This window comes from Geodermatophilus saharensis (genome assembly GCF_900188205.1).
In the GTDB taxonomy this organism is placed as follows: domain Bacteria; phylum Actinomycetota; class Actinomycetes; order Mycobacteriales; family Geodermatophilaceae; genus Geodermatophilus; species Geodermatophilus saharensis.
Genome location: NZ_FZOH01000002.1, coordinates 707,696 through 729,511, shown reverse-complemented (window position 1 = coordinate 729,511; position 21,816 = coordinate 707,696). Strand labels below are relative to the sequence as shown.

Annotated in this window: 19 protein-coding genes and 2 pseudogenes; 11 read left to right on the top strand and 10 right to left on the bottom strand. The window is 75.5% G+C overall.

What is annotated here, in order from left to right; all coding sequences use genetic code 11:
- The first annotated feature begins 108 nt into the window (after nucleotides 1-108).
- Both CHC04_RS07760 and CHC04_RS07755 read left to right on the top strand, forming a co-directional pair.
- Nucleotides 109-1,338, top strand: coding sequence for a sensor histidine kinase (locus tag CHC04_RS07760; RefSeq protein WP_089403253.1), 1,230 nt, complete (start codon nucleotides 109-111; stop codon nucleotides 1,336-1,338).
- Complete coding sequence (locus CHC04_RS07755) at nucleotides 1,335-2,000, top strand: response regulator (protein ID WP_089403252.1); 666 nt, start codon at nucleotides 1,335-1,337, stop codon at nucleotides 1,998-2,000. The genes CHC04_RS07760 and CHC04_RS07755 overlap by 4 nt, the downstream gene beginning before the upstream one ends.
- 389 nt (nucleotides 2,001-2,389) lie before the next feature.
- Here the strand turns inward: CHC04_RS07755 and CHC04_RS07750 are convergent, their stop codons facing one another.
- The gene (locus CHC04_RS07750; RefSeq protein WP_089403251.1) at nucleotides 2,390-2,758 is read right to left on the bottom strand and encodes a nuclear transport factor 2 family protein; all 369 of its coding nucleotides are present in this window, start codon (nucleotides 2,756-2,758) and stop codon (nucleotides 2,390-2,392) included.
- Between the two features lie 201 nt (nucleotides 2,759-2,959).
- Nucleotides 2,960-3,469, bottom strand: coding sequence for an SET domain-containing protein (locus tag CHC04_RS07745; protein ID WP_089403250.1), 510 nt, complete (start codon nucleotides 3,467-3,469; stop codon nucleotides 2,960-2,962).
- 652 nt (nucleotides 3,470-4,121) lie between these two features.
- Between CHC04_RS07745 and CHC04_RS25515 the strand changes: the two are divergent.
- A pseudogene (locus tag CHC04_RS25515) lies at nucleotides 4,122-4,334 on the top strand (MarR family transcriptional regulator); the annotation flags it as partial.
- A gap of 137 nt (nucleotides 4,335-4,471) precedes the next feature.
- Here the strand turns inward: CHC04_RS25515 and CHC04_RS07735 are convergent.
- Together CHC04_RS07735 and CHC04_RS24820 are read right to left on the bottom strand one after the other, a co-directional pair.
- On the bottom strand, nucleotides 4,472-5,170 hold the full coding sequence (locus CHC04_RS07735; protein WP_089403248.1) for a GAF and ANTAR domain-containing protein: 699 nt from the start codon (nucleotides 5,168-5,170) through the stop codon (nucleotides 4,472-4,474).
- A 679-nt stretch (nucleotides 5,171-5,849) separates the two neighbouring features.
- A complete protein-coding gene (locus CHC04_RS24820; protein WP_245817047.1) occupies nucleotides 5,850-6,059 on the bottom strand; it encodes a hypothetical protein in 210 nt (69 codons plus the stop codon).
- Between CHC04_RS24820 and CHC04_RS25510 the strand changes: the two are divergent.
- Nucleotides 6,058-6,432, top strand: a pseudogene (locus tag CHC04_RS25510) (helix-turn-helix domain-containing protein); the annotation flags it as partial. The gene CHC04_RS24820 and the pseudogene CHC04_RS25510 sit on opposite strands and share 2 nt — an antisense overlap.
- Before the next feature lie 69 nt (nucleotides 6,433-6,501).
- Here CHC04_RS25510 and CHC04_RS07725 read toward each other — a convergent pair.
- The 3 genes from CHC04_RS07725 to CHC04_RS07715 form a co-directional block, all read right to left on the bottom strand.
- Nucleotides 6,502-8,733, bottom strand: coding sequence for a xanthine dehydrogenase family protein molybdopterin-binding subunit (locus tag CHC04_RS07725; protein WP_217897232.1), 2,232 nt, complete (start codon nucleotides 8,731-8,733; stop codon nucleotides 6,502-6,504).
- A gap of 77 nt (nucleotides 8,734-8,810) precedes the next feature.
- Nucleotides 8,811-9,806, bottom strand: a complete 996-nt coding sequence (locus tag CHC04_RS07720) for an FAD binding domain-containing protein (RefSeq protein WP_089403246.1) — start codon at nucleotides 9,804-9,806, stop codon at nucleotides 8,811-8,813.
- Nucleotides 9,803-10,348, bottom strand: a complete 546-nt coding sequence (locus CHC04_RS07715; protein WP_089403245.1) for a 2Fe-2S iron-sulfur cluster-binding protein — start codon at nucleotides 10,346-10,348, stop codon at nucleotides 9,803-9,805. Before CHC04_RS07715 ends, CHC04_RS07720 begins: the two co-directional genes overlap by 4 nt.
- A gap of 240 nt (nucleotides 10,349-10,588) precedes the next feature.
- Here CHC04_RS07715 and CHC04_RS24520 point away from each other — a divergent pair, with 240 nt between their 5' ends.
- The 3 genes from CHC04_RS24520 to CHC04_RS07705 are packed head-to-tail and all read left to right on the top strand — an operon-like array spanning nucleotide 10,589 to nucleotide 12,857.
- Nucleotides 10,589-10,774: a DUF2235 domain-containing protein gene (locus CHC04_RS24520; protein ID WP_217897231.1), complete on the top strand. Its 186-nt coding sequence runs from the start codon at nucleotides 10,589-10,591 to the stop codon at nucleotides 10,772-10,774.
- Entirely contained in the window at nucleotides 10,771-11,136 is a 366-nt protein-coding gene (locus CHC04_RS07710) for a T6SS phospholipase effector Tle1-like catalytic domain-containing protein (protein ID WP_217897230.1), read from the top strand. Before CHC04_RS24520 ends, CHC04_RS07710 begins: the two co-directional genes overlap by 4 nt.
- Nucleotides 11,133-12,857, top strand: coding sequence for a M20/M25/M40 family metallo-hydrolase (locus CHC04_RS07705; protein WP_089403243.1), 1,725 nt, complete (start codon nucleotides 11,133-11,135; stop codon nucleotides 12,855-12,857). Before CHC04_RS07710 ends, CHC04_RS07705 begins: the two co-directional genes overlap by 4 nt.
- 27 nt (nucleotides 12,858-12,884) lie before the next feature.
- On the opposite strand, the gene CHC04_RS24010 is transcribed toward CHC04_RS07705, so the two are convergent.
- Nucleotides 12,885-13,061 (bottom strand): hypothetical protein, encoded by a 177-nt coding sequence (locus tag CHC04_RS24010; protein WP_176449861.1) that lies wholly within the window; start codon nucleotides 13,059-13,061, stop codon nucleotides 12,885-12,887.
- 197 nt (nucleotides 13,062-13,258) lie between these two features.
- A complete protein-coding gene (locus CHC04_RS07695) occupies nucleotides 13,259-14,332 on the bottom strand; it encodes a zinc metalloprotease (RefSeq protein WP_089403241.1) in 1,074 nt (357 codons plus the stop codon).
- A gap of 370 nt (nucleotides 14,333-14,702) precedes the next feature.
- Between CHC04_RS07695 and CHC04_RS07690 the strand changes: the two genes are divergently transcribed.
- Both CHC04_RS07690 and CHC04_RS07685 read left to right on the top strand, forming a co-directional pair.
- A complete protein-coding gene (locus CHC04_RS07690; protein ID WP_217897229.1) occupies nucleotides 14,703-16,706 on the top strand; it encodes a S41 family peptidase in 2,004 nt (667 codons plus the stop codon).
- Between the two features lie 88 nt (nucleotides 16,707-16,794).
- Entirely contained in the window at nucleotides 16,795-19,185 is a 2,391-nt protein-coding gene (locus CHC04_RS07685; protein ID WP_089403240.1) for a DUF3376 domain-containing protein, read from the top strand.
- Between the two features lie 21 nt (nucleotides 19,186-19,206).
- Here the strand turns inward: CHC04_RS07685 and CHC04_RS07680 are convergent, their stop codons facing one another.
- Nucleotides 19,207-19,614, bottom strand: a complete 408-nt coding sequence (locus CHC04_RS07680) for a pilus assembly protein CpaE (protein WP_089403239.1) — start codon at nucleotides 19,612-19,614, stop codon at nucleotides 19,207-19,209.
- Nucleotides 19,615-20,050: 436 nt separating this feature from the next.
- Between CHC04_RS07680 and CHC04_RS24005 the strand changes: the two genes are divergently transcribed.
- Together CHC04_RS24005 and CHC04_RS07670 are read left to right on the top strand one after the other, a co-directional pair.
- Nucleotides 20,051-20,974, top strand: a complete 924-nt coding sequence (locus CHC04_RS24005; RefSeq protein ID WP_176449860.1) for a universal stress protein — start codon at nucleotides 20,051-20,053, stop codon at nucleotides 20,972-20,974.
- Nucleotides 20,975-21,147: 173 nt separating this feature from the next.
- Entirely contained in the window at nucleotides 21,148-21,768 is a 621-nt protein-coding gene (locus CHC04_RS07670) for a maleylpyruvate isomerase family mycothiol-dependent enzyme (RefSeq protein WP_089403237.1), read from the top strand.
- Nucleotides 21,769-21,816 lie beyond the last annotated feature (48 nt).

The window sequence follows — 21,816 nt, the reverse complement described above, 5'->3', positions numbered from 1 at the left end:
CGGGTCATGTGTCGGCTGCCGGCACCGCCCCCCTGATGGGTCTTCCGGCCAGCACGTCTCTGTCGCGCGGGGGATGAGTTCCCCGGTCGCCGCCCCTACCGTTGCCTCGTGCGGAGGTGGGCTCGCCGGGCGCGCGCCGCCGGCGAGGCGCGGCCCCTGCTCGCCGACGCGGCCGCCGCGGCGGTGCTCGCCGTCCTGGGCGTGCTGGCCGTGCGGGTCGGGATCGACACCGCTCCGGCCGGCTACCGGCCACCGCCGACGGGGGTGTGGGTCGGGTTGACCCTCGCGCTGGTGTCGCCCCTGGCGCTGCGGCGCCGGTGTCCGCTGTCGGTCCTGATCGTGGTGACGGTCGTCTTCTTCCCCTACCGGATCGTGGACGTCCCGGACCTGACCGTCTCCGTCGTCGTGTGGTGGCTGGCCCTCTACAGCGCCGGCGCCTACGGGCAGGGCCGCCGGCGGAACTGGGTGCGCGGGATCAACGTCGTCGCGGCGCTGGGCTTCCTCGCCTACCGGCTGGTCGTGGTCGCCGGGACGCCGGTCCAGGGACCCCTGCTGCTGCGTGCGGTCTTCCTCGTGCTGTTCAACGCGGCCTTCGTCGTCGCCGCGTGGAGGTTCGGGGACCTCGTCGCCGAACGGCGTGCCCACGAGCAGGCGCTCGTGGACCGCGCGGCGCGCCTGGAGCGCGATCGCGCGGAGGAGGCTCGGCGTGCGGTGTTCGACGAGCGCGTGCGCATCGCCCGCGAGCTGCACGACGTCGTCGCGCACCACGTCAGCGTCATGGGCGTGCAGGCCGGGGCGGCGCGCCGGGTCATGACCCGCCAGCCCGCCCGGGCCGCCGAGGCGCTGGCCTCCATCGAGGAGACCAGCCGGCAGGCGGTGGTCGACCTGCAGCGGATGCTCGGGTTCCTGCGCCAGGAGGGCGAGCCCGACGCGCTCGCCCCCCAGCCGCGCCTGGCCCAGCTCGACGCGCTGGTCGCCGAGGTCGGCGAGACCGGCGTCGTCGTGGAGGTGTCGGTCGCGGGACGGCCCCGCGAGCTACCGCCGTCGGTGGAGGTGTCGGCCTACCGCATCGTCCAGGAGGCGCTGACCAACGTGGTCAAGCACTCCACCGCCGGGCGGGTGCAGGTCTGTCTCGACTACGAGCCCCGGGCGTTCACCGTGGCGGTCACCGACGACGGGGACGGCAAGACCGAGGGGGCCGCGGCGCCCGGGGGTCACGGCCTGATTGGCATGCGCGAGCGGATCGGGCTGCACCGCGGCCAGTTCCACGCCGGGCCGCTGCCCGCCGGTGGCTTCCGGGTCCGGGCCGCCTTCCCGGACGACGGGCGGGCGCCGTGACCATCCGGGTCGTGCTGGCCGACGACCAGGCCCTGGTCCGCGGTGGCTTCCGGCTCATCCTGGAGTCCGAGGACGACATCGTGGTCGTCGGCGAGGCCGAGGACGGCGAGCAGGCGGTCACGCTGGTCGCCGAGCTGCACCCCGACGTCGTCCTGATGGACGTCCAGATGCCCGGTGTCGACGGACTCGAGGCCACCCGGCGCATCGGCGCCCTCGGTGACTCCGTCCGCACCCGGGTGCTGGTGCTCACCACCTTCGAGCGCGACGACTACGTCCTCGAGGCGCTGCGCGGTGGCGCCAGCGGGTTCCTGCTCAAGAACTGCCCACCCGAGGATCTCCTCCTCGGCGTCCGCCGGGTCGTCCGGGGCGACGCCCTGCTCGCACCCTCGGTCACCCGCCGCCTCATCGAGGACTACATCACCCGGCCGTCGCCACGGAGCTCGCCGGCGCCGGAACTGCAGCGCCTCACCGAACGGGAGCTCACCGTCCTGCGCCTGCTCGCTCATGGCAGGACCAACACCGAGCTCGCCCACGAGCTCCACGTCAGCGAGGGCACCGTCAAGACCCACGTCTCCAGCATCCTGTCCAAGCTGGGGCTGCGGGACCGGGTCCAGGCCGTCGTCTTCGCCTACGACACCGGCCTGGTCGAACCGCGGCGCTGACGCGATTCCCGGCCGACGGCTCCGGCCGCTCGGGCTCCGGGCCCGCTCGGGGTCGCGGGCGACACGGCACCGAGTTGAGCCCACGGTACGAACCCCCTGTACCTCGCGTATCGGGACGAGGGGGACCTCGCGCGGATCGGGATGGCGGTGACCAGGGTCTACCTGCCCGACGCGACGCTGCGGGAACTCGTGAGGATCGGCGCCGGCCGGGGGTCTGGTGCCGGCGGACGGGACGGCGTGTCACGTGGCGTGCTCCGGCGACGAGCGCGTCGGCTCGGTCCGCGCCGGCTCCCCGTGGCGGCGGGGAGGTGGGGTGGCCAGCGCCCGAGCGTCTTCCACCCCTGCGGCGCGCCCATCGGCCGCACCGGCTGGACGGCCCGAGCGCTGGCTCAGGTCGGCAGCGGGCCGAAGAAGCCGACGAGCCGGCGCAGGGTGCCCTCGCCGTCGACCTCGCCGAAGTCGGTCCCCTCGAGTGCGACCGAGCCGTCGGCCGTCAGCACCCGCCAGGCGAACCGCAGGTAGCCGTCGTGCTCGTCGACGCCGCCGACGACCTCGATCCGGGCGCCCGGGTTCTCCTCCTGGAACGACCCGATCAGCGACGACAGCCCGTCGCGGCCCTCGACGCGGACCAGCGGGTCGCAGTAGACGCCGTCCCCGGCCCAGCACGTGTCCAGCAGTCTCCGCCGCGCGGCGGCGTCGGTCTCGCGCCACGCCGCGGTGTAGCGCTCGACGGCGGCGCTCCCGACGGTCGGCGTCACCCCGGGCACGCTACGCAGTGCGGCCGGACGCAGGCAGGGGCGAACGACCCGGCACGGAACCGCTCCGGCGGGGAGGGCGCGTCGCCGCCGGAGCGGTCAGGGCGACGCAGGTCGGGTCCGACCAGATCGCCGGCCTCCAGGCCCGCGGCCCGTCGGTCGCCTCCGGCATCCGGGCCCACAGGCGGCGGCCTCGCCCACCGGTCACGGCCCTGTGCCGGTCATCCTCCGCTGGAGGTACCAGGAGAACCAGCCCCGGTAGCGCTCCTGCAGTTCCGGTCGCTGCCAGTCCCGCCCGTCCACCCGCCCGCGGCAGGCGGCGCGGCCGCACGTGCACTCCATGGTGTCCTCGTGGTCGTCGAAGAGCGCGTAGTCGGTCGTCAGCTCCTCGCCGGCGTCGACGTCGCGCATGGCGACCAGGACCACGTTCCCCGCGAAGCCGACGTTGGGCTCGCACGAGTGGTTGACGAACAGCATCACGGCCTCGTACTGGTCGTCGGTCAGCGCGACCAGGTGCAGGTCGTCGGTGATCTGGACGGCGGAGTTCTGGAGCCGCTCGGGCAGTGACCGCAGCTCCGCGGTGGTCACGACGTCACCGCCCTTGACCGCGACCACCTCTCCCTGCCCGATCGGCTCGACGGCCACCAGACCGCGCCCGGCGATCCCGCTGGGGGCTCCCTTCACGGCCTTGGGCGTGATCCACGTGCGCGCCATGGGTGCTGAGTCTGGTCCCGGCCGCGAGCCCTGTCCCGCGCATTCCGGGCGACCGGGCCCGACCGGGCCAGGAGGACGTCGGTGGTGTCCCGGCGTCGCGGATCAGTGGCCCAGGACGAAGTCCGTGACGAAGCCCGCCGCGCTCGCCAGCGCGATGGGTGCCCCGCCCTCGCGGAAGGCCTCCGGAGCCAGCGCGTCGACGACCGACGCCGGCACGGCGCCGCCGGCGAAGGCGAGGGGCGGTGCTGTCCACCGTCGCGGTGAGGCTGCACGTCGCGCTGACCGACCGGTCCCCGTCGGGCTGGTGCTCCGCGCAGCACTGCCGGCGTCGATCACGGCCGTGGGGAGGGTGATGACACCGCACCGGTGACCGACGTGCCGGCGGAGACCCGGCCGCCCGCCTCACGCTCGTGCTCTGCGATGACCGGTCGGCGACACTCGGACCCGCCGCGACGCCGCCCCGTGCCTCGCGGCTCCCCGATCCCGCCAGGCGCGGGCTGCCCGGGACCTCACGCCGGTCGACGCGGTCTCGGCTGCTCGGCGGCACGGGGACGGGTGCGGCGCAGGACACCAGAAGGGAGGAGCCCGTGACGACGGAGCAGGGACCCGGGGCGCGGACGCCGTCGGACCAGGTGGTGCTCACGGCTCTCCGGTGGGCGGTGGGCGTGTCGGTCGAGGCCGCCGACCGGATCGGCACGGTCTCTCCTCCGTCCAGCTGCGCGCGGTGACGCTGCCGCACCAACGACCGGGCGTGGACCTCGTGGAGCTGTCCCGGGGCATGGGCGTGTCGGTGCCGGGCACGAGCCGGCTCGTCGACCGGCTGGTGGCCGCCGGACTCGTGGAGAAGACGGTGTCCGCCACGAGTGGCCGGGAGATCAGCCCGGCGCTGAGCGAGGTGGGTGAGGCGACGCTCGACCGCTACGACGACCTGCGGCTGTCCCGCATCCGGTCCCGGCTGCAGGAGCTGTCCGCGAAGCCCGGCCACCGGGGTCGCGCACGACCTCAGCGCGGCCGGCGGTCCGGGATCTCCCCGGTCTCCACCAGCCGCCGGGCCACCTCCCGCAGCTTGGTGTTGGTCTCCATCGACAGCCGACTGAGCACCGCGAACGCCTGGTCCGGCGTGAGCTTCAGCCGCTCGATCAGGATGCCCTGGGCCATCCCGATCAGGTTGCGGGTGACCATCCCCGACCGCAGGTGCTCCTCGATCTGGGCGCTGCGCAGCGCGACCGCGGCCTGCGCCGCGAAGGCCAGGGCCTCGGCCCGGGTCTCCGGGTCGAAGGCCCCCGGCCGTGGCGAGTAGAGGTTGAGCGCGCCGAGGCTGCGCTCGTCCGCGTCGGTGAACAACTGCAGCGACAGGCTGCTGCGGATGCCGGTCCCCTCCGACACCGCGCGCGTCCAGCGGGGATAGCGCTCATCGGCGGTCATGTCGTCGATCTGGAAGGTCTCCTGCTCCCAGATCGCGTCCAGGCACGGCCCCTGCTCCAGCTCGTACTGCAACAGGTCCGCGCGCGCCGCGCGGTCGTCGCTGGTGGCCGGGGTCTCCACCTCACGGCGCTCCCGCACCAGCGACACGCTGGCCCACACCTCGCCGTCGAGGTGCTGCGCGGCGGCCTCGACCACCCGCTGCAGCGTGTGCTGCATGTCCGGCTCGTTGACCAGTTCGCGGGCGATCGCGGCCAGCCGCTCGGTGAAGTCCGGCATCTCGGCTGCCTGTGCTCCTCCCACGACGTTCGTGCACTGCGGATCCGCCGTCGGGATCGAGGGCGCGAAGGAGGCGACGAGCCGAGCCGACGTACCCGGCGGCCGGCCGGTCGTGGCGCTCGGGCGGGCCACTCGGTTGGACCCGCTCGAGCTTCGTCCTGGATGGACCCCGGGTTCCACCAGACGCCCCGCCACGGTCGCACACCGCCGGTCCGGTGCCAACGAGCCCCTCGCGAGGGCTTCGTCCGGCGGGCTCGCGTTGCGTGACCCGTCTGTCGCCGGTCAGCAGCCACCGCTCGCCGTCTGGACCCTCGGGAGGCAGCGTGTCGGCGCCGCGGACGCAGTCCGATCCCGTCCAGCGGTCGTCGTTCCCCTCCGACGACGAGGCCGAGGTCACCGCCTTCCTCCGGCAGACCTACGCCGAGAACACCATCCGGTTCGCGCCGATCCGCAACGGCGCGCGGTTCTCGGCCCTCACCCACGACACACCCGTCATCGGTGCCGACCGGGTGCGCACGTCCATCCACTACACCGGCACCAGCACCGAGGGCCTCTCCGACCACGTGTTCTTCGTCGTGCACGCCGGCAGCGTGCAGGTGGACGGTCGCGACGTCGGCACGATCGCCCGCAGCGGGGATGCCGCGGTCCACCCGCTCGGGGTCCCGATCGAGTTCGCCGTTCACGGGTTCGACGTGACCACGATGCGGCTGCCGGCGGCCCGGGTCGCCGAGGAGACGGCAGGGATGTCCGCGGCGGAGCTGCGGTTCCACGACAGCACGCCGGTCTCGGCACCGGTGCACCGGTACTGGCGGTCACTGGTCGGCCTGGTCAGCAGCGCCCTGGTGGACCCCGGGTCCCCGCTGGGCTCGCCGCTGCTCGCCGAGGACATGGCCCGCACCGTCGCCACCGCCGCCCTGCACACCTTCCCGAACACGACGATGACCCGGGGGCACGTGCCTGGCCCGGGCACCGTCACCTCGGCGGCGGTCCGTCGCGCCGCGGGTTACATCGAGGCCCACGCCCACCGGCCGCTCCAGCTGAGCGAGATCGCGGCGGCGGCAGGCACCAGCGCCCGCGCGCTGCAGTACGGGTTCCGCCGGCATCTCGGCACGACACCGCTCGGCCACCTCCGCCGGGTACGGCTGGAGCTCGCGCGGCGCGACCTGCAGCGCGCCGACCCGACGCGCGGTGACACCGTCGCGGCCATCGCGACACGGTGGGGCTTCGCCAACCCCGGCCGCTTCGCCACCGCCTACCGCGCCGCCCACGGCGTGCTCCGGGCAGACCCTGCGGAACTGAGCGCACGACGGTGGGGCGCGTGCGGAGCGGCGTCACAGCAGCCGGTCCAGCGTCACGGGGAGGTCCCGGACCCTCACACCGGTGGCGTGGTGCACGGCGTTGGCCACGGCGGCGGCCACGCCGGTGATGCCGACCTCGCCCACGCCCAGCAGCCCCAGCGGGGTCGTCGGGTCGGGCTCGTCGAGGTAGTCGACCTCGATCCGGGGCAGATCGGCCTGCACCGGGACGTGGTACTCGGCCAGGCCGGGGTTCACGGTGCGCCCGGTCCGCGGGTCGACCAGCGTCTCCTCGGACAGCGCGGCCCCGATGCCCATGACGATGCCGCCGCGCAGCTGACTGGTCGCCGTCTTCGGGTTGACCACCCGGCCCACGTCGAAGACCCCCAGCCAGCGGGACACGCGCACCTCGCCGGTGTGCTCGTCGACGCGGACCTCGCAGAAGTGCGCGCCGGTGACGGCGCGCACCCAGCGCCTGCGGTCGCGGAACCAGCCGGCGGCCGCCCGGGCCTGCTGCAGCGTCCGCCCGAGCCGCGTCCCCGCTGCCGTGCGGACCTCGATCTCCGCTCGTCCGGCGCGGGTCAGGATGACGCCGTAGGTCTCGCCCCGGTCCGGCGCGTCCGCCCGGTACAGCCCTCCGCGCCCGGCCCGCAGCTCCGACAGCCGCCGACCGCGCAGCGGTGACGACGGAGACCGGCGGGCCAGCGCCAGCACGGACCGCTTGAGCTCCTCGCACGCCTCCAGCAGCGCGGTCGCCACGCTCGCGGTCTGCCCCGAGCCGCCGGCCTGCGGCCCGACCGGCAGCTCGGTGTCGCCGTGCTCGACGGTGACCGCCTCGACCGGCACGCCGAGGGCGTCCGCGGCGACCTGCGTCTGCGCGGTGGCCGCGCCGACGCCGATCTCGTGGAACGCGCAGCGCACGAGCACCGTGCCGTCCGCGCGCAGCCGCACGGTGACGTCGGCGGGCAGGCGGACCGGCAGGTGGAAGGCGGTGGCCACCCCCCGGCCGACGAGCCAGTGCCCGTCGCGCATCGAGCGCGGGCTCGGGGTGCGCTCGGCCCAGCCGAACCGTTCCGCGCCGCGGGCGTAGGCCGCACGCAGGTCCCGCCGCGAGAACCGCTTGCCGTCCAACGGGTCGCGGTCGGGCTCGTTGCGCATCCGGAGCTCCACCGGGTCCATCCCCAGCGCCACGGCCAGCTCGTCGACCGCCGACTCGAGGGCGAACGTGCCGACCGCCTCTCCCGGTGCCCGCATGTGGGCGGTGGGGAGGACGTCGAGCGTGGTGGTGCTGTGCCGGATCCAGATGTGGGGCGCCGCGTAGAGGTGGCGTGACTGCGAGCCCACCGGCTCCGGTGTCCCACCCACCCGGCCGACCTGCGAGACACCGGTGTGCAGGAGCGCGGTGAGGGTCCCGTCCCGCTGCGCGCCGAGCGCGACGCGCTGCACGGTGGGGGTGCGTCCCCCGACGGTGCGGATGACGTCCTCGCGGCTGAGCACCATCCGCACCGCCCGGCCGGTGGCCCGGGCCGCGAGCACCGTGAGCACCGTCCCCGCCCAGACCGGGGCCTTGCCGCCGAAACCGCCGCCGACGTGCGGGGAGAGCACGCGCACCCCCGCGAGCGGCACCCCGAAGCGCCGGGCCAGGTGGCGGCGGGCCCAGTCGACGTCCTGCGAGCCCTCGTGGACGGTCAGCCGGTCGCCGTTCCAGACCGCGACGGTGGCGTGCGGCTCCATGGCGTGGTGGCTCTGGGCGGGCGTGGTGTACCGGTGGTCCACGACGACCGGGGCGGTGGCGAGTGCGCGTTCGGCGTCGCCCGTCCGCTCCTCGCCGAGGACCAGCAGCGTGCCGCGCAGCGGGACCGCGTCGTCCTGCGCGGCGGCGAAGTCGGTGACCGCGGGCTCCACCTCGTAGGTGACGCGGACCAGGCGGGCGGCCTGCCGTGCGGTGTCGGGGGAGTCGGCGACGACGACGGCGACGGGCTGGCCGTTCCAGTGCACCCGGTCGGTGTTGAGGTAGTCCACCGTGGTGCCCGGCGCCAGCGTGCTCAGGTCGAGCGCGCTCACCGGCGCCGGCGGCGTCATGCGCGGGGCGTTGTGGTGGGTCAGGACCGCCAGCACCCCGCCGACGGCCTCGGCGTCGGCGGTGTCGAGGCCGGTGATGCGGCCGCGGGCGACGGTGGCGTGCACCAGCGCGGCGTGCGCGAGGTCGGGGACGTGGTGGTCGGCGGTGTACCGGGCGAGCCCGGCGGTCTTGGCCGGCCCGTCCACACGGTCGAGCGGGCGCCCCACGGCCTGAGCCGGGCTCGGCGTCGGCGGGGCCGGCCGGGAGCGCTCGGGTGCCCGGGTCATGCCGCACCGCCCTCGGTGGTCAGCTGGTGCAGCGTGGCCACGACGGTCCGCCGCGCGAGCTCGATCTTGAACGCGTTCTGCGGTCGGCCGACGGCGGTCGCGAGCTCGGCGGTGGCTGCCCGCCGGAAGTCCTCCTCGGTGGCCGGCGCGCCGACCAGCGCCCGCTCGGCCAGGTGGGCCCGCCACGGCCGGGCCGCGACGCCGCCGAGAGCCAGCCGCGCCGCCGTGACGGTCCCGTCGGCGACCTCCATGGCCGCGGCGACCGAGACCAGCGCGAACGCGAACGAGGCCCGGTCGCGCACCTTGCGGTACCGCGACGAGGCGGCCACCGGCAGCGCCGGCAGCTCGACCGCGGTGACGAGCTCGTCGGGGTCGAGCGCGGTCTCGACGTCCGGGGTGTCGCCGGGCAGGACGTGCAGCTCGGCCAGCGGGATGCGGCGGGTGCCGCGCAGGCTCTGCACCTCGACGACGGCGTCCAGCGCGACCAGCGCCACGGCCATGTCCGAGGGGTGCGTGGCGATGCAGTGCTCGCTCGTGCCGAGGACGGCGCTGCCCCGGTGGAACCCGCCGATCGCCGCGCAACCGCTGCCGGGGTCGCGCTTGTTGCAGGCGGCGGTGCCGTCGGCGAAGTACGGGCAGCGGGTGCGCTGCAGGAGGTTGCCGCCGACCGTGGCCATGTTGCGCAGCTGCCCGGAGGCGCCGGAGAGCACCGCCTGGGACAGCACGGGGTAGCGGCTGCGGACCGCCGGGTGGGCGGCGAGCCGGCTGTTGCGCACCAGGGCGCCGATCCGCAGGCCGCCGGCGGGCAGCTCCTGCACCTCGTCCAGGGGGAGGGTGGAGATGTCGACGACGGTCGTCGGGCGCTCGACGTCCTGGCGCATCAGGTCCACGAGGTTGGTGCCGCCGGCGAGGAGCCTGGCGCCCGGTTCCGTGGCGATCGCCCGCAGGGCGGTGGTGACGTCGGGGGCGCTCAGGTAGGTGAAGGGCCTCATCGGTCCGCCGCCGGCTCCGCGGTCGCGGCACGGTCGTCGACCCCGGCGACGTGCTGGATCGCGTCGACGATGCCGTCGTAGGCACCGCAGCGGCACAGGTTGCCGCTCATCCGCTCCCGGATCTCGGCCTCGGACAGAGGGGTCGCGGTGGCCGCGAGACGGGGCGTGACGACGCTCGGGACGCCCGCCCGGTGCTCGGCCAGCATGCCGACCGCCGAGCAGATCTGGCCGGACGTGCAGAAGCCGCACTGGAAACCGTCGAACCGGATGAACGCCTCCTGCAGAGGGTGCAGGCGTCCGGGTCGCCCGAGGCCCTCGACGGTGGTGATCTCGCGGCCGCCGTACTGCACGGCCAGGGCGAGGCAGGCGAGGATCCGTTCGCCGTCGACGAGCACCGTGCACGCGCCGCAGGCGCCCTGGTCGCAGCCCTTCTTCGTGCCCGTCAGCCGCAGGCGCTCGCGCAGCGCGTCGAGCAGGCTGACCCTCGGGTCGAGCTGCACCCGCGAGCTGGTCCCGTTGACTCGCAACTCCACCTCGGCCATGGCGCCGCTCCTCGGGTCGTCCCGCCGCCCCGACCGTAGGGCGGACCACGGCCGTGTCCAGCTCGTGGCGGCCCTCGACCCCTCCGGGGCGAGCCCGGCCCCGGTGGGTGGCAGCCCAGGCGCGGCCGCGGGGCAGGCCCTCGACGCCGCGGTGACGCCGACGTGACGCCGCACCGCCACGATCGGGGCGGACGCCGACGGTCGTGTCGGGTGACGACCCCGGTCCGAGGGGGGGCGACCGTGACGGAGGCCGACGCACGGGAGACGGCGACCCGGGGGAGCCGCGGCGCGTCCACCGCGCGCAGCCTCGCCGGGATGATCGCCGAGTGCGGGCTGCTGGACCCCGAGGACCTGTCCGCCGAGAGGGTCGTCGAGCGCTGTCACGACACGACGGCCCCCGGACTGCGGGGAGATGCAGACCGGTGAGCAGCATCCCCGCCGGCCCGGGCCGCTCCCTCACCCGCCGCAGCTACGGGTTCCACGACACGGACCTCAGCGGGCTGGTCGACGTCGCCTGCCACGCGGTCGCCGTCGACGAGCACCGCGGGCAGTTCGAGCCGACGCTGTGGACCGACGTGCCGAGACCCGTCCCGGGCCACCGGGCCGAGGTCGAGCAGCGGTGGTTCGTCGGGGCGCACGGCGACGTCGGTGGCGGCAGCGGGACGACCGAGCCCGCCACCCCGAACCCGCTGTCGCTGCTGGCAGTCGCACGTCGCAGCCGGCTGACCCGCCCGCCGCCGGCTCGTGCCCGTCGGCCGTGCGGACGACTCCCGGAGGTCCTGCCATGAAGGTGGTCCTGTTCGACCTGGGGGACACCCTCGAGCACCAGGACGTGTTGCTCCCCGGCGCCGTGGAGACGTTGACGGCCATCAGCCGGATCCGGGACGAGGAGCACCAGCCGGTGGGGATGGGCCTCGTGTCCGACTTCGACGTGCCGCGCGGCCCCGACGAGATCCCGGCGATCCGGCGGCGCTACCTGGCCATCCTGGATCGTCTCCGCATCCGCGCCTTCTTCGAGCCCGTGGACGTGGGGGTCACCCTCTCCACCGAGGTCGGGGTGCACAAGCCGGACCCGCGCGTGTTCCGAGCGGCGTTGGACAAGTTCGGTCCCGGCCTGCCCTTCCAGTCCGCGTTGTTCGTCACCGAGAACGAGGGCCACGTGCTGGCGGCCCGGTCGCTCGGCATGCGTGCCGTGCACCTCGCTCCCGGCCCGGGCGCGTCGGGTGACATCACGACGCTTCCCGATCTGATCCCGATCGTGCACGGCTTCGCGTCCTCGCCGCGTCCCGCGGCGACCGGGCCCGCGCCCGTGCAGGCCGTCGACGGCGACGACGCCCACGGCTGGGCGAGGTTCGGCGACGACGTCTTCCCACTCGACCCGCCGGACCGGACCGGCGGGACACGCGACGCCGGCGCGACGCGCCGCCGAGAGCAGGAGGTGCCGCGGGACCAGCTGCGTCTGGTGATCCAGTGCGGCCGCTCGTTCCAGAAGGCGCACCCCGACGTGCCGGTGCTCCTGGACCACGGCAGGTTCCTGGTCGTCGCCGTCGACCCCTCGCGCCGGTCCGCCCTCGACGACCGGACCGGGACCCGCTTCGCCGTCCGGCCCCTCGCCGACCGGCAGGTGGTGTTCACCTCGTCGCCGAGCGGCCGAGGCCGCGGCGCCCCCCTGCCGTGGATCCAGGCGCTCGTCGACCGGGTCAGCCGCGCGTCGTACGAGGCCGACCTGCGGCACCTCGTCTCCTACCCGACCCGGCACTCGACGTCCGGTTCCTACCGCGAGGCGGCTGCCTGGGTGGGCCGTCGGCTCGAGGACATGGGGTACGGGGTGCGGACGCAGGCGATCACCGTCGACGGAGGCGCCGGCCTGAACGTCGTCGCCGACCGCCCAGGACGGCGGTCGGGCAGCAGGGGGCTGGTGGTGGCCACCGCCCATCTCGACTCGGTCAACCACGACGCCGGGGGAGGGCCGGACGTGCCCGCCCCCGGAGCGGACGACAACGCCTCGGGGAGCGCGGGCGTGCTGCAGGTGGCCCACGCGCTGCGCGAGCACCCGGCCGCCGAGGACCTGCGGTTGATCCTGTTCGGAGGCGAGGAGCAGGGTCTGCTCGGCAGCCGCCACCACGTCTCCGGGCTCGGCGCCGCCGAGCGGGCTCGCCTCCGCGCCGTCGTGAACATGGACATGATCGGGTGCCTGAACCGGACACCCGCCAGCGTGCTGCTCGAGGGTGCGGCCGTCTCGCAGGCCGTCATCGACGGCCTGGCGCGGGCGGCCGCCACCTACACGGGGCTGGTCGTGGAGACGTCGCTGAGCCCCTGGGGCAGTGACCACCTGCCCTTCATCGAGGAGGGCCTCCCCGCGGTGCTCACGATCGAAGGCGCCGACCAGGCGAACGAGAACGAGCACTCCGGGAGGGACCGCATCGACACCGTCTCCCTCGACCTCGCGCTCGAGATCCTGCGGATGAACGTGGCGTTCCTCGCCGCCGAGCTCGACACGCTGCCGTGACCGGGCGCACCACGAGCCCTCCGACCCTCACCCGGGGTCCGTGGACGGCGGACGCCGGATGGCGAGACGATCCGGGGTGAGGTCGGCGATCTCCAGCAGCTGCGGTGAGCCGCCGACGACGATGCGGACCCCCTGCGGGTCCTCGTCGTCGACCTGCCACACCCCGGTCGTGACCTCGGGCACGTCCGTGGCCCCGGCGCCCACGCGTCTGACCGTGCCATCCGCGTCGAACCGGTAGCCCGCCCGACTGCGCTCCCGCCGTGGGAAGGCGAACCCGGCCGGCCGGTAGACCTCCTCGGTGTCGGAGTCCTCCTGGGGTGACCGGAGCCACGACTGGCACAGGAGGCGGGTGTCGACCGGTCCGCCCAACGTGAACCTCCCCGCCCGGAGCCGGTGCACCGTCAGTCGACGGGTACCCAGGAGACCCCGTCGAACTCCAGGGTCGGACGGGTGCCCCGTTCGTCGCCGACGGCCGACAGGGCGCCGGCGTCGGCGGTGCCCTCGAGCCGAGGAGTGGTCACCGGGAGCAGTCCGGTCGAGGTCGCGAGCGACGCCCGTGGACCGGCCAGGGTCGCGTTCATCCGCCGCACCTGGCCCTTCGTGAACATGAGCATCGTGTCGTCGTCGACGTAGTCCATGTAGTTCACGAACATGTCGCCGTTCGGCCCGTTGTCGCAGGTGACGTGCGGGAAGTCGGACAGCCGGACCTCGGACCCGTTGGAGTCGGCCTGGTTGGGGGTGTCGTCCACGTTGTCGGAGCCACTGCAGCCGCCGCGGTCGTCGCCCCAGATGTGCAACAGGTTCAGCCAGTGTCCCACCTCGTGCACCGCCGTCCGGCCGAGGTCGTAGGGCGCCTGGGCGATGCCACCGGAGCCGAACGCGGTGTTGTTGATGACCACGCCGTCCGTCGCCGCGGGGCCGCCGGGGAACTGGGCGTACCCGAGCAGCCCCCCACCGATGGTGCAGGTCCAGATGTTCAGGTAGGAGTCGCGGGGCCACGCGGCCTTCCCGAACTGGCCGAACTTGATCATCGCGTCCAGCTTCTCGGTCGCCAGCGGGTCGAACGGGTCGAACGGGAAGGTCTCCTTCGAGGTCCACGTGCGGGTGATCCCCGACGTGGGGTCGCCCCGTGGGTCCCGGACCGCCAGCGCGAACTCCACGAGGGCGTCTGCGGCGAACACCCCGAACGGCGCCGGTATCTGACTCCTGTCCGGGTTGAGCAGGCGGTAGTCACGGTTGAGGGCGGCGATCTGGCTGTCGATCTGGCTCTGGTCGACGTTCTCCGCCTCCGTGTGGTGGAGGACGTGGACCACCACGGGGATGCGGATGACGCTCGTGCGCGTCGCCACCCGACCCGCTCTCGTGGTGGTCTCGATGGCGCGTCTGTTCTCGCGGTACACCGAATCGGTGTCGGCGAGGTAGAAGTGGTGCGGCATGGTCGCGCAGGTCCGGCGCGGGCGGTCGGACTCTGTCATGACGGCTCTCCTCGCGCTGCCGTGGGTGAGGGTCGGTGGGAGGCGCTGGCTCCTGACGCGTCGGGAGACGGTTCCGAACGCCGCTGCTCCCGCGCCGACGAGGGTCCCCTGCCGACGGTGGGGTCGGTTCGGCCAGACCGATCAGCACCCTGTGGAACGATGGTCACCGCAGGTCGTCACCGCGGCGTCACCACCGCATCACCGCCACCGAGGTGACGCAGCGCATGCCGGCGTCCACCGGGACGGGCTCCTGGGACCGGCGGACCCGACGAGGTCCCGGACGGCGCGGGCGGAGGCCGGTCCGGTGGTGACGCGGCCGTGGGACGCGGTGGTGACGCGACGGTGACGCCCGGCCGCTAGACCTCGGCCCATGACCCAGACCTCCCGCGTGACCGTCCTGCAGCCGCGACAGGCCATGGACGACGCGGTCGCTGACGACTCCCTGCCGGTCGAGCTGACGATCCAGGTCGGTACCGGCGACGCCGCCCTGGCGGGCTCGGTGCCGCTGCACGAGTTCGTCGCGACGGCCGGGACGCTGACCCACGCCGACCGGGTCGTGCTGGTCGACCAGGCGCTGGTCCTCATGGAGGACAACTACGTCCACCTGCCGCTGAAGACGGCGATGCACGCGGTGAACCCGGTGCAGCGGCTGCGCCTGCTGCGGGCGCGGCTGGGACAGCAGACCGATGCCACGATGGACCCGGAGCGGGCCTTCCACGCCGAGCTGTCGGAGGTCTTCCACTCGGTCCGCGACCTGCACACCAACTACCTGCTGCCGGAGCCCTTCGCCGGCCAGGTCGCCTACCTGCCGTTCCAGGTCGAGCGGTGCGTCGAGGGGACGGCGCGGAGGTACATCGTCAGCAAGACCGCCTCCGGCGTCAGCGACCCGACGTTCCGGGTGGGTGTGGAGGTCCTCCACTGGAACGGTGTCCCGATCGAGCGGGCGGTGGCGGTCGCCGCCGACCGGTTCGCCGGCAGCAACCGCGCGGCCCGCCTCGCCCGCGGCGTCGAGTCGCTGACCATCCGGCCGCTGAAGCTGCACCTGCCGCCGGACGAGGAGTGGGTGACGGTCACCTACCTCGACGCCGACGGGGTGCGCCGGGAGTTCCGGGTGCCGTGGCTGGTGGCGCCCAACGTGCCGCCGATGGCCGACGCCGGCGCCGTCAGCACGGCCGCCGCCTCCCAGGGCCTGGACCTGCTGACCGACGAGGTGGGGCGCGCGCAGGCGCTGCTCTACGCCCCCCGGGCGGTCGAGCAGCAGCTCGGCGCGGCCGACGTCGACCTGTCCACGCAGCCGGCCGCCCCCGGGGCCGACGTGCCGACGTCGATGCCGCTGGTGTTCAAGGCGCGCAGCGTGGTCACCGGTTCGGGCACCTTCGGCCACCTGCGGGTCTTCCGGTTCGCCGTCCCGGACCCGCACGCCTTCCTCGCCGAGTTCGTCCGCCTGGTGGAGCTGCTGCCGCAGGACGGGCTGATCCTGGACGTGCGCGGCAACGGCGGCGGGCACATCTTCGCCAGCGAGTTCCTCCTGCAGACCCTCACGCCGCGGCGGATCACCCCGGAGCCGGTGCAGTTCCTCTGCACCCCCCTGAACCTGGCCGTCGTGCGCCAGCACGCGACCAACCCGATCGGCATCGACCTCGGGCCGTGGCTGCGGTCCATGGAGCAGGCCGTGCAGACGGGCTCGATCTTCTCCTCGGCGTTCCCGATCACCCCCGGGGACGAGGCGAACGCCACGGGCCAGCGCTACTTCGGCCCGGTCGTCCTCGTCACCGACGCCCGCTGCTACTCGGCCACCGACATCTTCGCCGCGGGCTTCCAGGACCACGCGATCGGCAAGGTGCTCGGCGTCGACGACAACACCGGCGCCGGCGGGGCCAACGTGTGGACCCACGGGCTGCTCGCGCGGCTGCTCAAGGAGCCGGTGCCCGACCCGGACAGCCCGTACGTCGCGCTCCCCAACGGGGCGGACATGCGGGTGTCGATGCGCCGCACGCTGCGGGTGGGGGCGCTGGCCGGGACGCCGGTCGAGGACCTGGGCATCACCCCGGACGAGCGGCACGAGATGACCCGCCGCGACGTGCTCGAGGGCAACCTCGACCTGCTGGAGCACGCCGGCCGGGTGCTCGCGGGCATGCCGCGGCGCCGCCTGGACGTGTCCGCGTCCCTGTCCGGTGGCACGCTCACGCTCGAGGTCGACGTGGCCGGCGCCGACCGGCTCGACGTGCACGTCGACGACCGGCCGCGGGCCAGCGCGGACGCCGCCGACGGGCACCGGACGATCCGGGTCGAGGACGTCCCGGGCGCCCGGACGGTGCGCGTCGAGGCGTTCGCGGCCGGCGCCCTGGTCGCCGCCCGGACCCGCGGCGTCTGAGGCCGCCGCCGTGCCGCGGCACCCCGACGAGGAGGAGGCAGCCGTGTCCCCGTCCAGCGCTCCGGGCCGATCCCGGCAGGAGGTCCGGTTGGCCCTCGTCCTCAACGGCGGCGTCAGCCTGGCGGTGTGGATGGGCGGCGTCACCCACGAGATCGACCTGCTCCGGCGGGCGTCGCGGGTCGCCGCCGGCGAGTCCGAGGCCGGCGTCGGCGGCGTGGCCGAGCACGACCGGGCGGTGTTCGACGCCTGGGTGGACCTGTGCCGCCGGGCCGACGTGGGGGAGGTCGTCGTCGACGTCATCGCCGGCACCAGCGCCGGTGGCCTCAACGGCACCCTGCTGGCCACGGCGGTGGCCCGCGGGGTCCCGCTGGACCCGCCCGGCGGCGACGGCGGCCCGCGGCTGCGCCGGGTCTGGGACGACCGCGCCCGCCTCGAGGAGGGGCGCCTGCTGCGCCGCCGCGAGGAGGACCCGCTGCCCAGCGTCCTGGACGGCGACTTCTTCCGGGAGGCGGTCCGCGAGGAGATCGCCGGGATGGGCGCCGCCGGCGGCCACCGCGGCCGGCCCGTGACGCTGTTCGTCACCGCGACCGCCCTGGGCCCGGCCACCCGGCCGCACGTCGACTCCTTCGGCCAGCGCTTCGACGTCGCCGACCACCGGCGGCAGTACCGCTTCCGCCGCACCGAGGACGACGGGGTCGTCTACCGGCCCGGCGACGGCGACGCCGACGCCTCGTGGTGGCAGCCGGCGCTCGTCGACGACTTCGACGGGCCCGACGCCGAGAGCGCCCTGGTCACCGCCGCCCGGGCGTCGGCGTCCTTCCCGGTGGCCTTCACCCCGGTGCGGGAGGGACCCGAGCTCGCCCGGCGCCGGATCCTCCCCGCCGCGCCCGTGGAGCGCGACGGCGACCGCTGGCTGGTCGACGGCGGCGTCCTGGACAACGCGCCCTTCCAGCCGGTGCTCGACGCCATCGGTCGCCGTCCGGCCACGGGGCCGGTGCGGCGGCTGCTGGTGTACGTGGTGCCCTCCCGCGGGCAGGCCTCGACCGGCCTGGACCGGGCCGCACCGGCGGGTCACCGGGAGCAGATCCCGGACGGCGCCGGCGACCACCCGGACTGGACGGGCGTCCTCGGTGCCGCCGTCGGCTTCCCCCGGGAGGGGGACGTCCGCGCGGACGTGGAGGACGCGGCCGAGCTGCTGGCGCGTGCCGACGCCCGCCAGGCCGGGCCGGAGACCCTGCTGCGCGCCGAGCTGGCCGCGCCCACGGGGGCGGCGGACGGGTTGCTGGAGCAGTACCGGCGGGCGCGGGCGGTCGGGGGGCTGCTCGACGTCCGCACCACCCTGGCCTCGGCCAACGAGGGCGGCGGTGTGGTGCTCGCGCCGGCCACCACCGTGGACCTCGACCGGCTGCTCGAGCAGGACCTGCCCTGGGTGCCCCCTCCCGGGACCGGCCTGACCCCCGGCCCCGGCGGCTGGGCCTGGGGCCTGGGCACCGCCGAGCGCGTGTGCCGCCTGCTCGCCGGCGACCTCCGCGACCGCGCCGCCCAGGGCGAGCAGCCGGGCACCGACGGGATCGGCGAGGTCGTCTCCGCCCTGACCCGGGTCGAGGCCGTCCGGGACGCCGTGTCCGCCCGGCTGGTCGAGCAGGCCGCCGGCGCGCCGGCCGAGGACGTCGCCTGCGCCGCCTGGGCGCGGCAGCACATCGAGGCCCTCCGGGCTCCCGCCGCGCTGGCCCACTGCGTGCAGCAGGCGGCCCGGGGATACGCCTCCGCGGTGGGCGGCGACCTCGACACCGCCGACGTCGTCCGCGCGGCCCTGGCCGTGGAGGTCGCCTCCCAGGCGTTCACCGCCTACGGGGCCTTCCGGCGGACCGCGCCGTTCCGGTTCCTGCGGCTCGGGCCGGACGTCGACAGCCCCTTCGTGGACACGTCGGAGGAGGACGCGCGGCTCGCCCGGCGGTGGGGGGACCGGAAGCTCTACGGCACCCGGGTGATGCACTTCGCGGCCTTCGGCCTCCGCGAGTGGCGCGCCTGGGACTGGACCGCCGGCCGGCTGGACGCGCAGGCGCACCTGGCGCGCGCGCTGTCGCCCGACGACGACGAGACCCGCACGCGGCTCGCCGACTGGCTGGCCGGGGTCCAGACCGCCACGGTGCACGCGGAGCTGGGCCGGGACCCGGCCGCGTGGCGGGAGGAGCGGCAGGCGCTGCGCACGGTCGGGGACGACGACCTCATCGGCCGGCTCCGCAGCACGTCGAAGGGCGAGCACCTGGTGGTCGCCGTGGTCGACGCGGCGATGCGGGCCCTCCCGCTGCGCCTCGCCCTGGACCGGCGCGGTCTGCTGCTCAACACGCTGCTGGCGCGCCGGCCGCAGCAGCGCTGGCGCCCGCCGTGGGCCCCGGCCGCCCGCCTCGTCGTCCGCCGGCGCTGGAAGAGGTGGACCGACGGGCTCGGCCGGAGGACGGTCGGCGAGCGGGGGTGACCGGACGGGCGGCCCGTCCGGTCAGGGGCGGCGCGCCCGGAGCAGGGAGAGCAGTGCCAGGGCGTAGGCCTCGGCCGGGTCGCGGCCGTTGAACCCGCTCGTCGCGCCGTCGACGCGCAGCGTGACCCGGTAGCCCTCGCCGGTGGGCGCGAGCCCCGCGAACGCGTCACCGAGCAGCTCGCGCAGCTGGTGCTCGGCCGGCACCCACAGCGCCTCGGCCTGCTCGATCGAGTCCAGCGCCCACTCGGTGGTGCCGTTGAAGCCGATGACCGGCCCCGCCGGGAACTGGTGGACCTCGATGGTCATGTCCGAGAGCACGAAGACCTCGGAGTCCATCTCCTTGTCGGGGACCACGAAGCTGTCGCCCCGGGACGGCGTCCACGTCAGCCCGGCGTCGCGCAGGGCCCGGGCCAGGGGAACGGAGAGCACGCTCCCATCCTGCGTCATCCCCGCACGACCGGGCCGGGCGCCGGTGGGTCCGTCCCGGGTCCCCCGTGTGGGGGACCCCGGCGTCGACGGGGGAGGACCGGGAGGGCGCGGGTGCCGACGTGTCCCTGACCGCTACGGGGAGGGGCTCCCCGGTGCCCGACGCAGGCGTGCTCCCGGCGTCCCCGCTGCAGGCCCGGACCGACGTGGCACCGTCTCGGGTCGCGCACGACCTCACCGGGCGGCCCGCCTACGTCTTCGCCCACGTCGTCGAGACGCCCGCGCGGCCGCCGTCGTGCGCGGACCCCGGTCGGGGGAGCCGCTGCACGGCCGAGCGGGGGACCGCGGTGCCCGCAGGAGGGGACCGGCACCGCTCCGCGGGGTAGGGCGGGACCGGCCGGCCGCGGTCGCGGGCCGGCACGGTCACGAGGGGAGCACCGTGGACGACGCGACGACGCCGCGCGAGGTCGTGGTGGGGACCGACGGGTCCGACGGGGCGCGCACCGCCCTGGCCTGGGCCCTGCGGGAGGCGGGGCTGCACGGGGTGGCGGTCCGGGCGGTCACCGTCTGGCCGCCCGACCTGCCGCCGCAACGCCACGACGGGGGGATCGGCCGGGCGGACGTCGCCGACCCCGAGGCGGACGTGCGGTCGCGCATGGCCGCGGAGGCCGCCGACGTCGCCGCCTCGACGGGGACCGACGCCGTCCCGGTGCACCCGGAGGTGCGCCACGGGCCACCGGCCCAGCAGCTGGTCGACGCCGCGGGCGAGGACGGGCTGCTCGTCGTCGGCTCCCGCGGCCGGGGGCCCCTGCGCGGAGCGCTGCTGGGCTCGGTCAGCCAGCAGTGCGCCCAGTACGCGCGGGGACCGGTGGCCGTCGTCCGGGACGACGAGTCCACGCACGGTGCCGTGCTGTGGCAGGGCACCGGCAGCCGGGTGCTCGTCGGGGTGGACGGCTCGGCGGAGTCGGTGGCCGCGGTGCGGTTCGCCGCGGCCGAGGCGCGGCTGCGCGGCGCCGAGCTGCACGTCGTGCACGCCTGGACCGACACCGTGTCCGGCTACGGCGGCCCGCCCTGGGCGGTGCCGCACACCACGCTGCGGGAGCAGGCCGACGTCACCCTGCGCACGACGGTGCAGGAGGCGTGGCGGGGGCGGACCCCGGACCTGCAGCTGCGGGCGGAGACCGTCGAGGGCGTCGACTGGGACGTGCTGACCGAGCTGGCCGACTCCGCCGACCTGCTCGTGGTGGGGTCGCGCGGGCGGACCGGCTGGTCGAGCCTGCTCCTCGGCTCGGTGAGCCTGCGCTGCCTCACCTACTCCCCGTGCCCGGTGGCGGTGGTCCGGTCGGCGCGGTCCGGGGAGTGACCGCCCCGCGGCGCTGGCCGAGGCCCGGCGGATGCTCGGCTGAGGACCGCTGCCGTCCCGGTGACCGGAGAGCCCGCGCACCGGCCGGACGACCAGCCGATGAGTCCGGCCGCCGGCGGACGTCCACCCCTCGGCGCCGGCAACCGGGCCGGCCGGGTGGGTAGGGGAGCGGGATGGACGGGGACGGGCACGACGTGGCACGGGACGACCTGCAGGCCTGGGTGGGGCCGACGTACGACGGGCTGGCCGCACTGCTGGCGTCCGGTCCCGGGGAGGTCTGGGATGCGCCGTCGCTGTGCGCGGGGTGGCAGGTCCGGCACGTGGTGGCGCACGTGACGATGCCGGTGCGGCTGACGCCCGAGCGGTTCGGCGCCGAGATGGCGGCGGCCGGCGGCGACTTCGGCGTCCTGTCCGACACCGTGGCCGCGCGCGACGCCGCGCTGCCGGCCGCCGACCTGCTGGCCGCCCTGCGCGCACCGGAGCTGCACGGGTGGCAGCCGCCCGGCGGCGGTGCGGTCGGGGCCCTCAGCCACGCCGTCATCCACTCGCTGGACGTGACGGTCGCCCTCGGCCGCCCGCCGGTCGCGCCGGTGGGAGCCGTGGTCGCCGTCCTCGAGTCCCTCACCGCCGCCGGTGGCGCGGTGTTCGGCATCGACCTGACCGGCGTCCGCCTCGAGGCCACCGACACCACGTGGAGCCGGGGCGACGGGGTGAGCGTCCGTGCGGACACCGGCTCGCTGGTCGCGCTGCTGGCCGGCCGCACGCTCCCGGACGGCCGCGCCCTCGGTCGCTGAACCCTCCTGCGACCGGGCAGCGGCGGTCGGTGGGCGGCGGAGCCGCAG

Bases quoted from the DNA above. Each gene is read 5' to 3' on its own strand.
- CHC04_RS07745 (WP_089403250.1), bottom strand. From the start codon at position 3,469: ATGGCGCGCACGTGGATCACGCCCAAGGCCGTGAAGGGAGCCCCCAGC.
- CHC04_RS07735 (WP_089403248.1), bottom strand. From the start codon at position 5,170: ATGCCGGACTTCACCGAGCGGCTGGCCGCGATCGCCCGCGAACTGGTC.
- CHC04_RS24820 (WP_245817047.1), bottom strand. From the start codon at position 6,059: ATGTCCTCGGCGAGCAGCGGCGAGCCCAGCGGGGACCCGGGGTCCACC.
- CHC04_RS07720 (WP_089403246.1), bottom strand. From the start codon at position 9,806: ATGAGGCCCTTCACCTACCTGAGCGCCCCCGACGTCACCACCGCCCTG.
- CHC04_RS07715 (WP_089403245.1), bottom strand. From the start codon at position 10,348: ATGGCCGAGGTGGAGTTGCGAGTCAACGGGACCAGCTCGCGGGTGCAG.
- CHC04_RS07705 (WP_089403243.1), top strand. From the start codon at position 11,133: ATGAAGGTGGTCCTGTTCGACCTGGGGGACACCCTCGAGCACCAGGAC.
- CHC04_RS07695 (WP_089403241.1), bottom strand. From the start codon at position 14,332: ATGACAGAGTCCGACCGCCCGCGCCGGACCTGCGCGACCATGCCGCAC.
- CHC04_RS07690 (WP_217897229.1), top strand. From the start codon at position 14,703: ATGACCCAGACCTCCCGCGTGACCGTCCTGCAGCCGCGACAGGCCATG.
- CHC04_RS07670 (WP_089403237.1), top strand. From the start codon at position 21,148: ATGGACGGGGACGGGCACGACGTGGCACGGGACGACCTGCAGGCCTGG.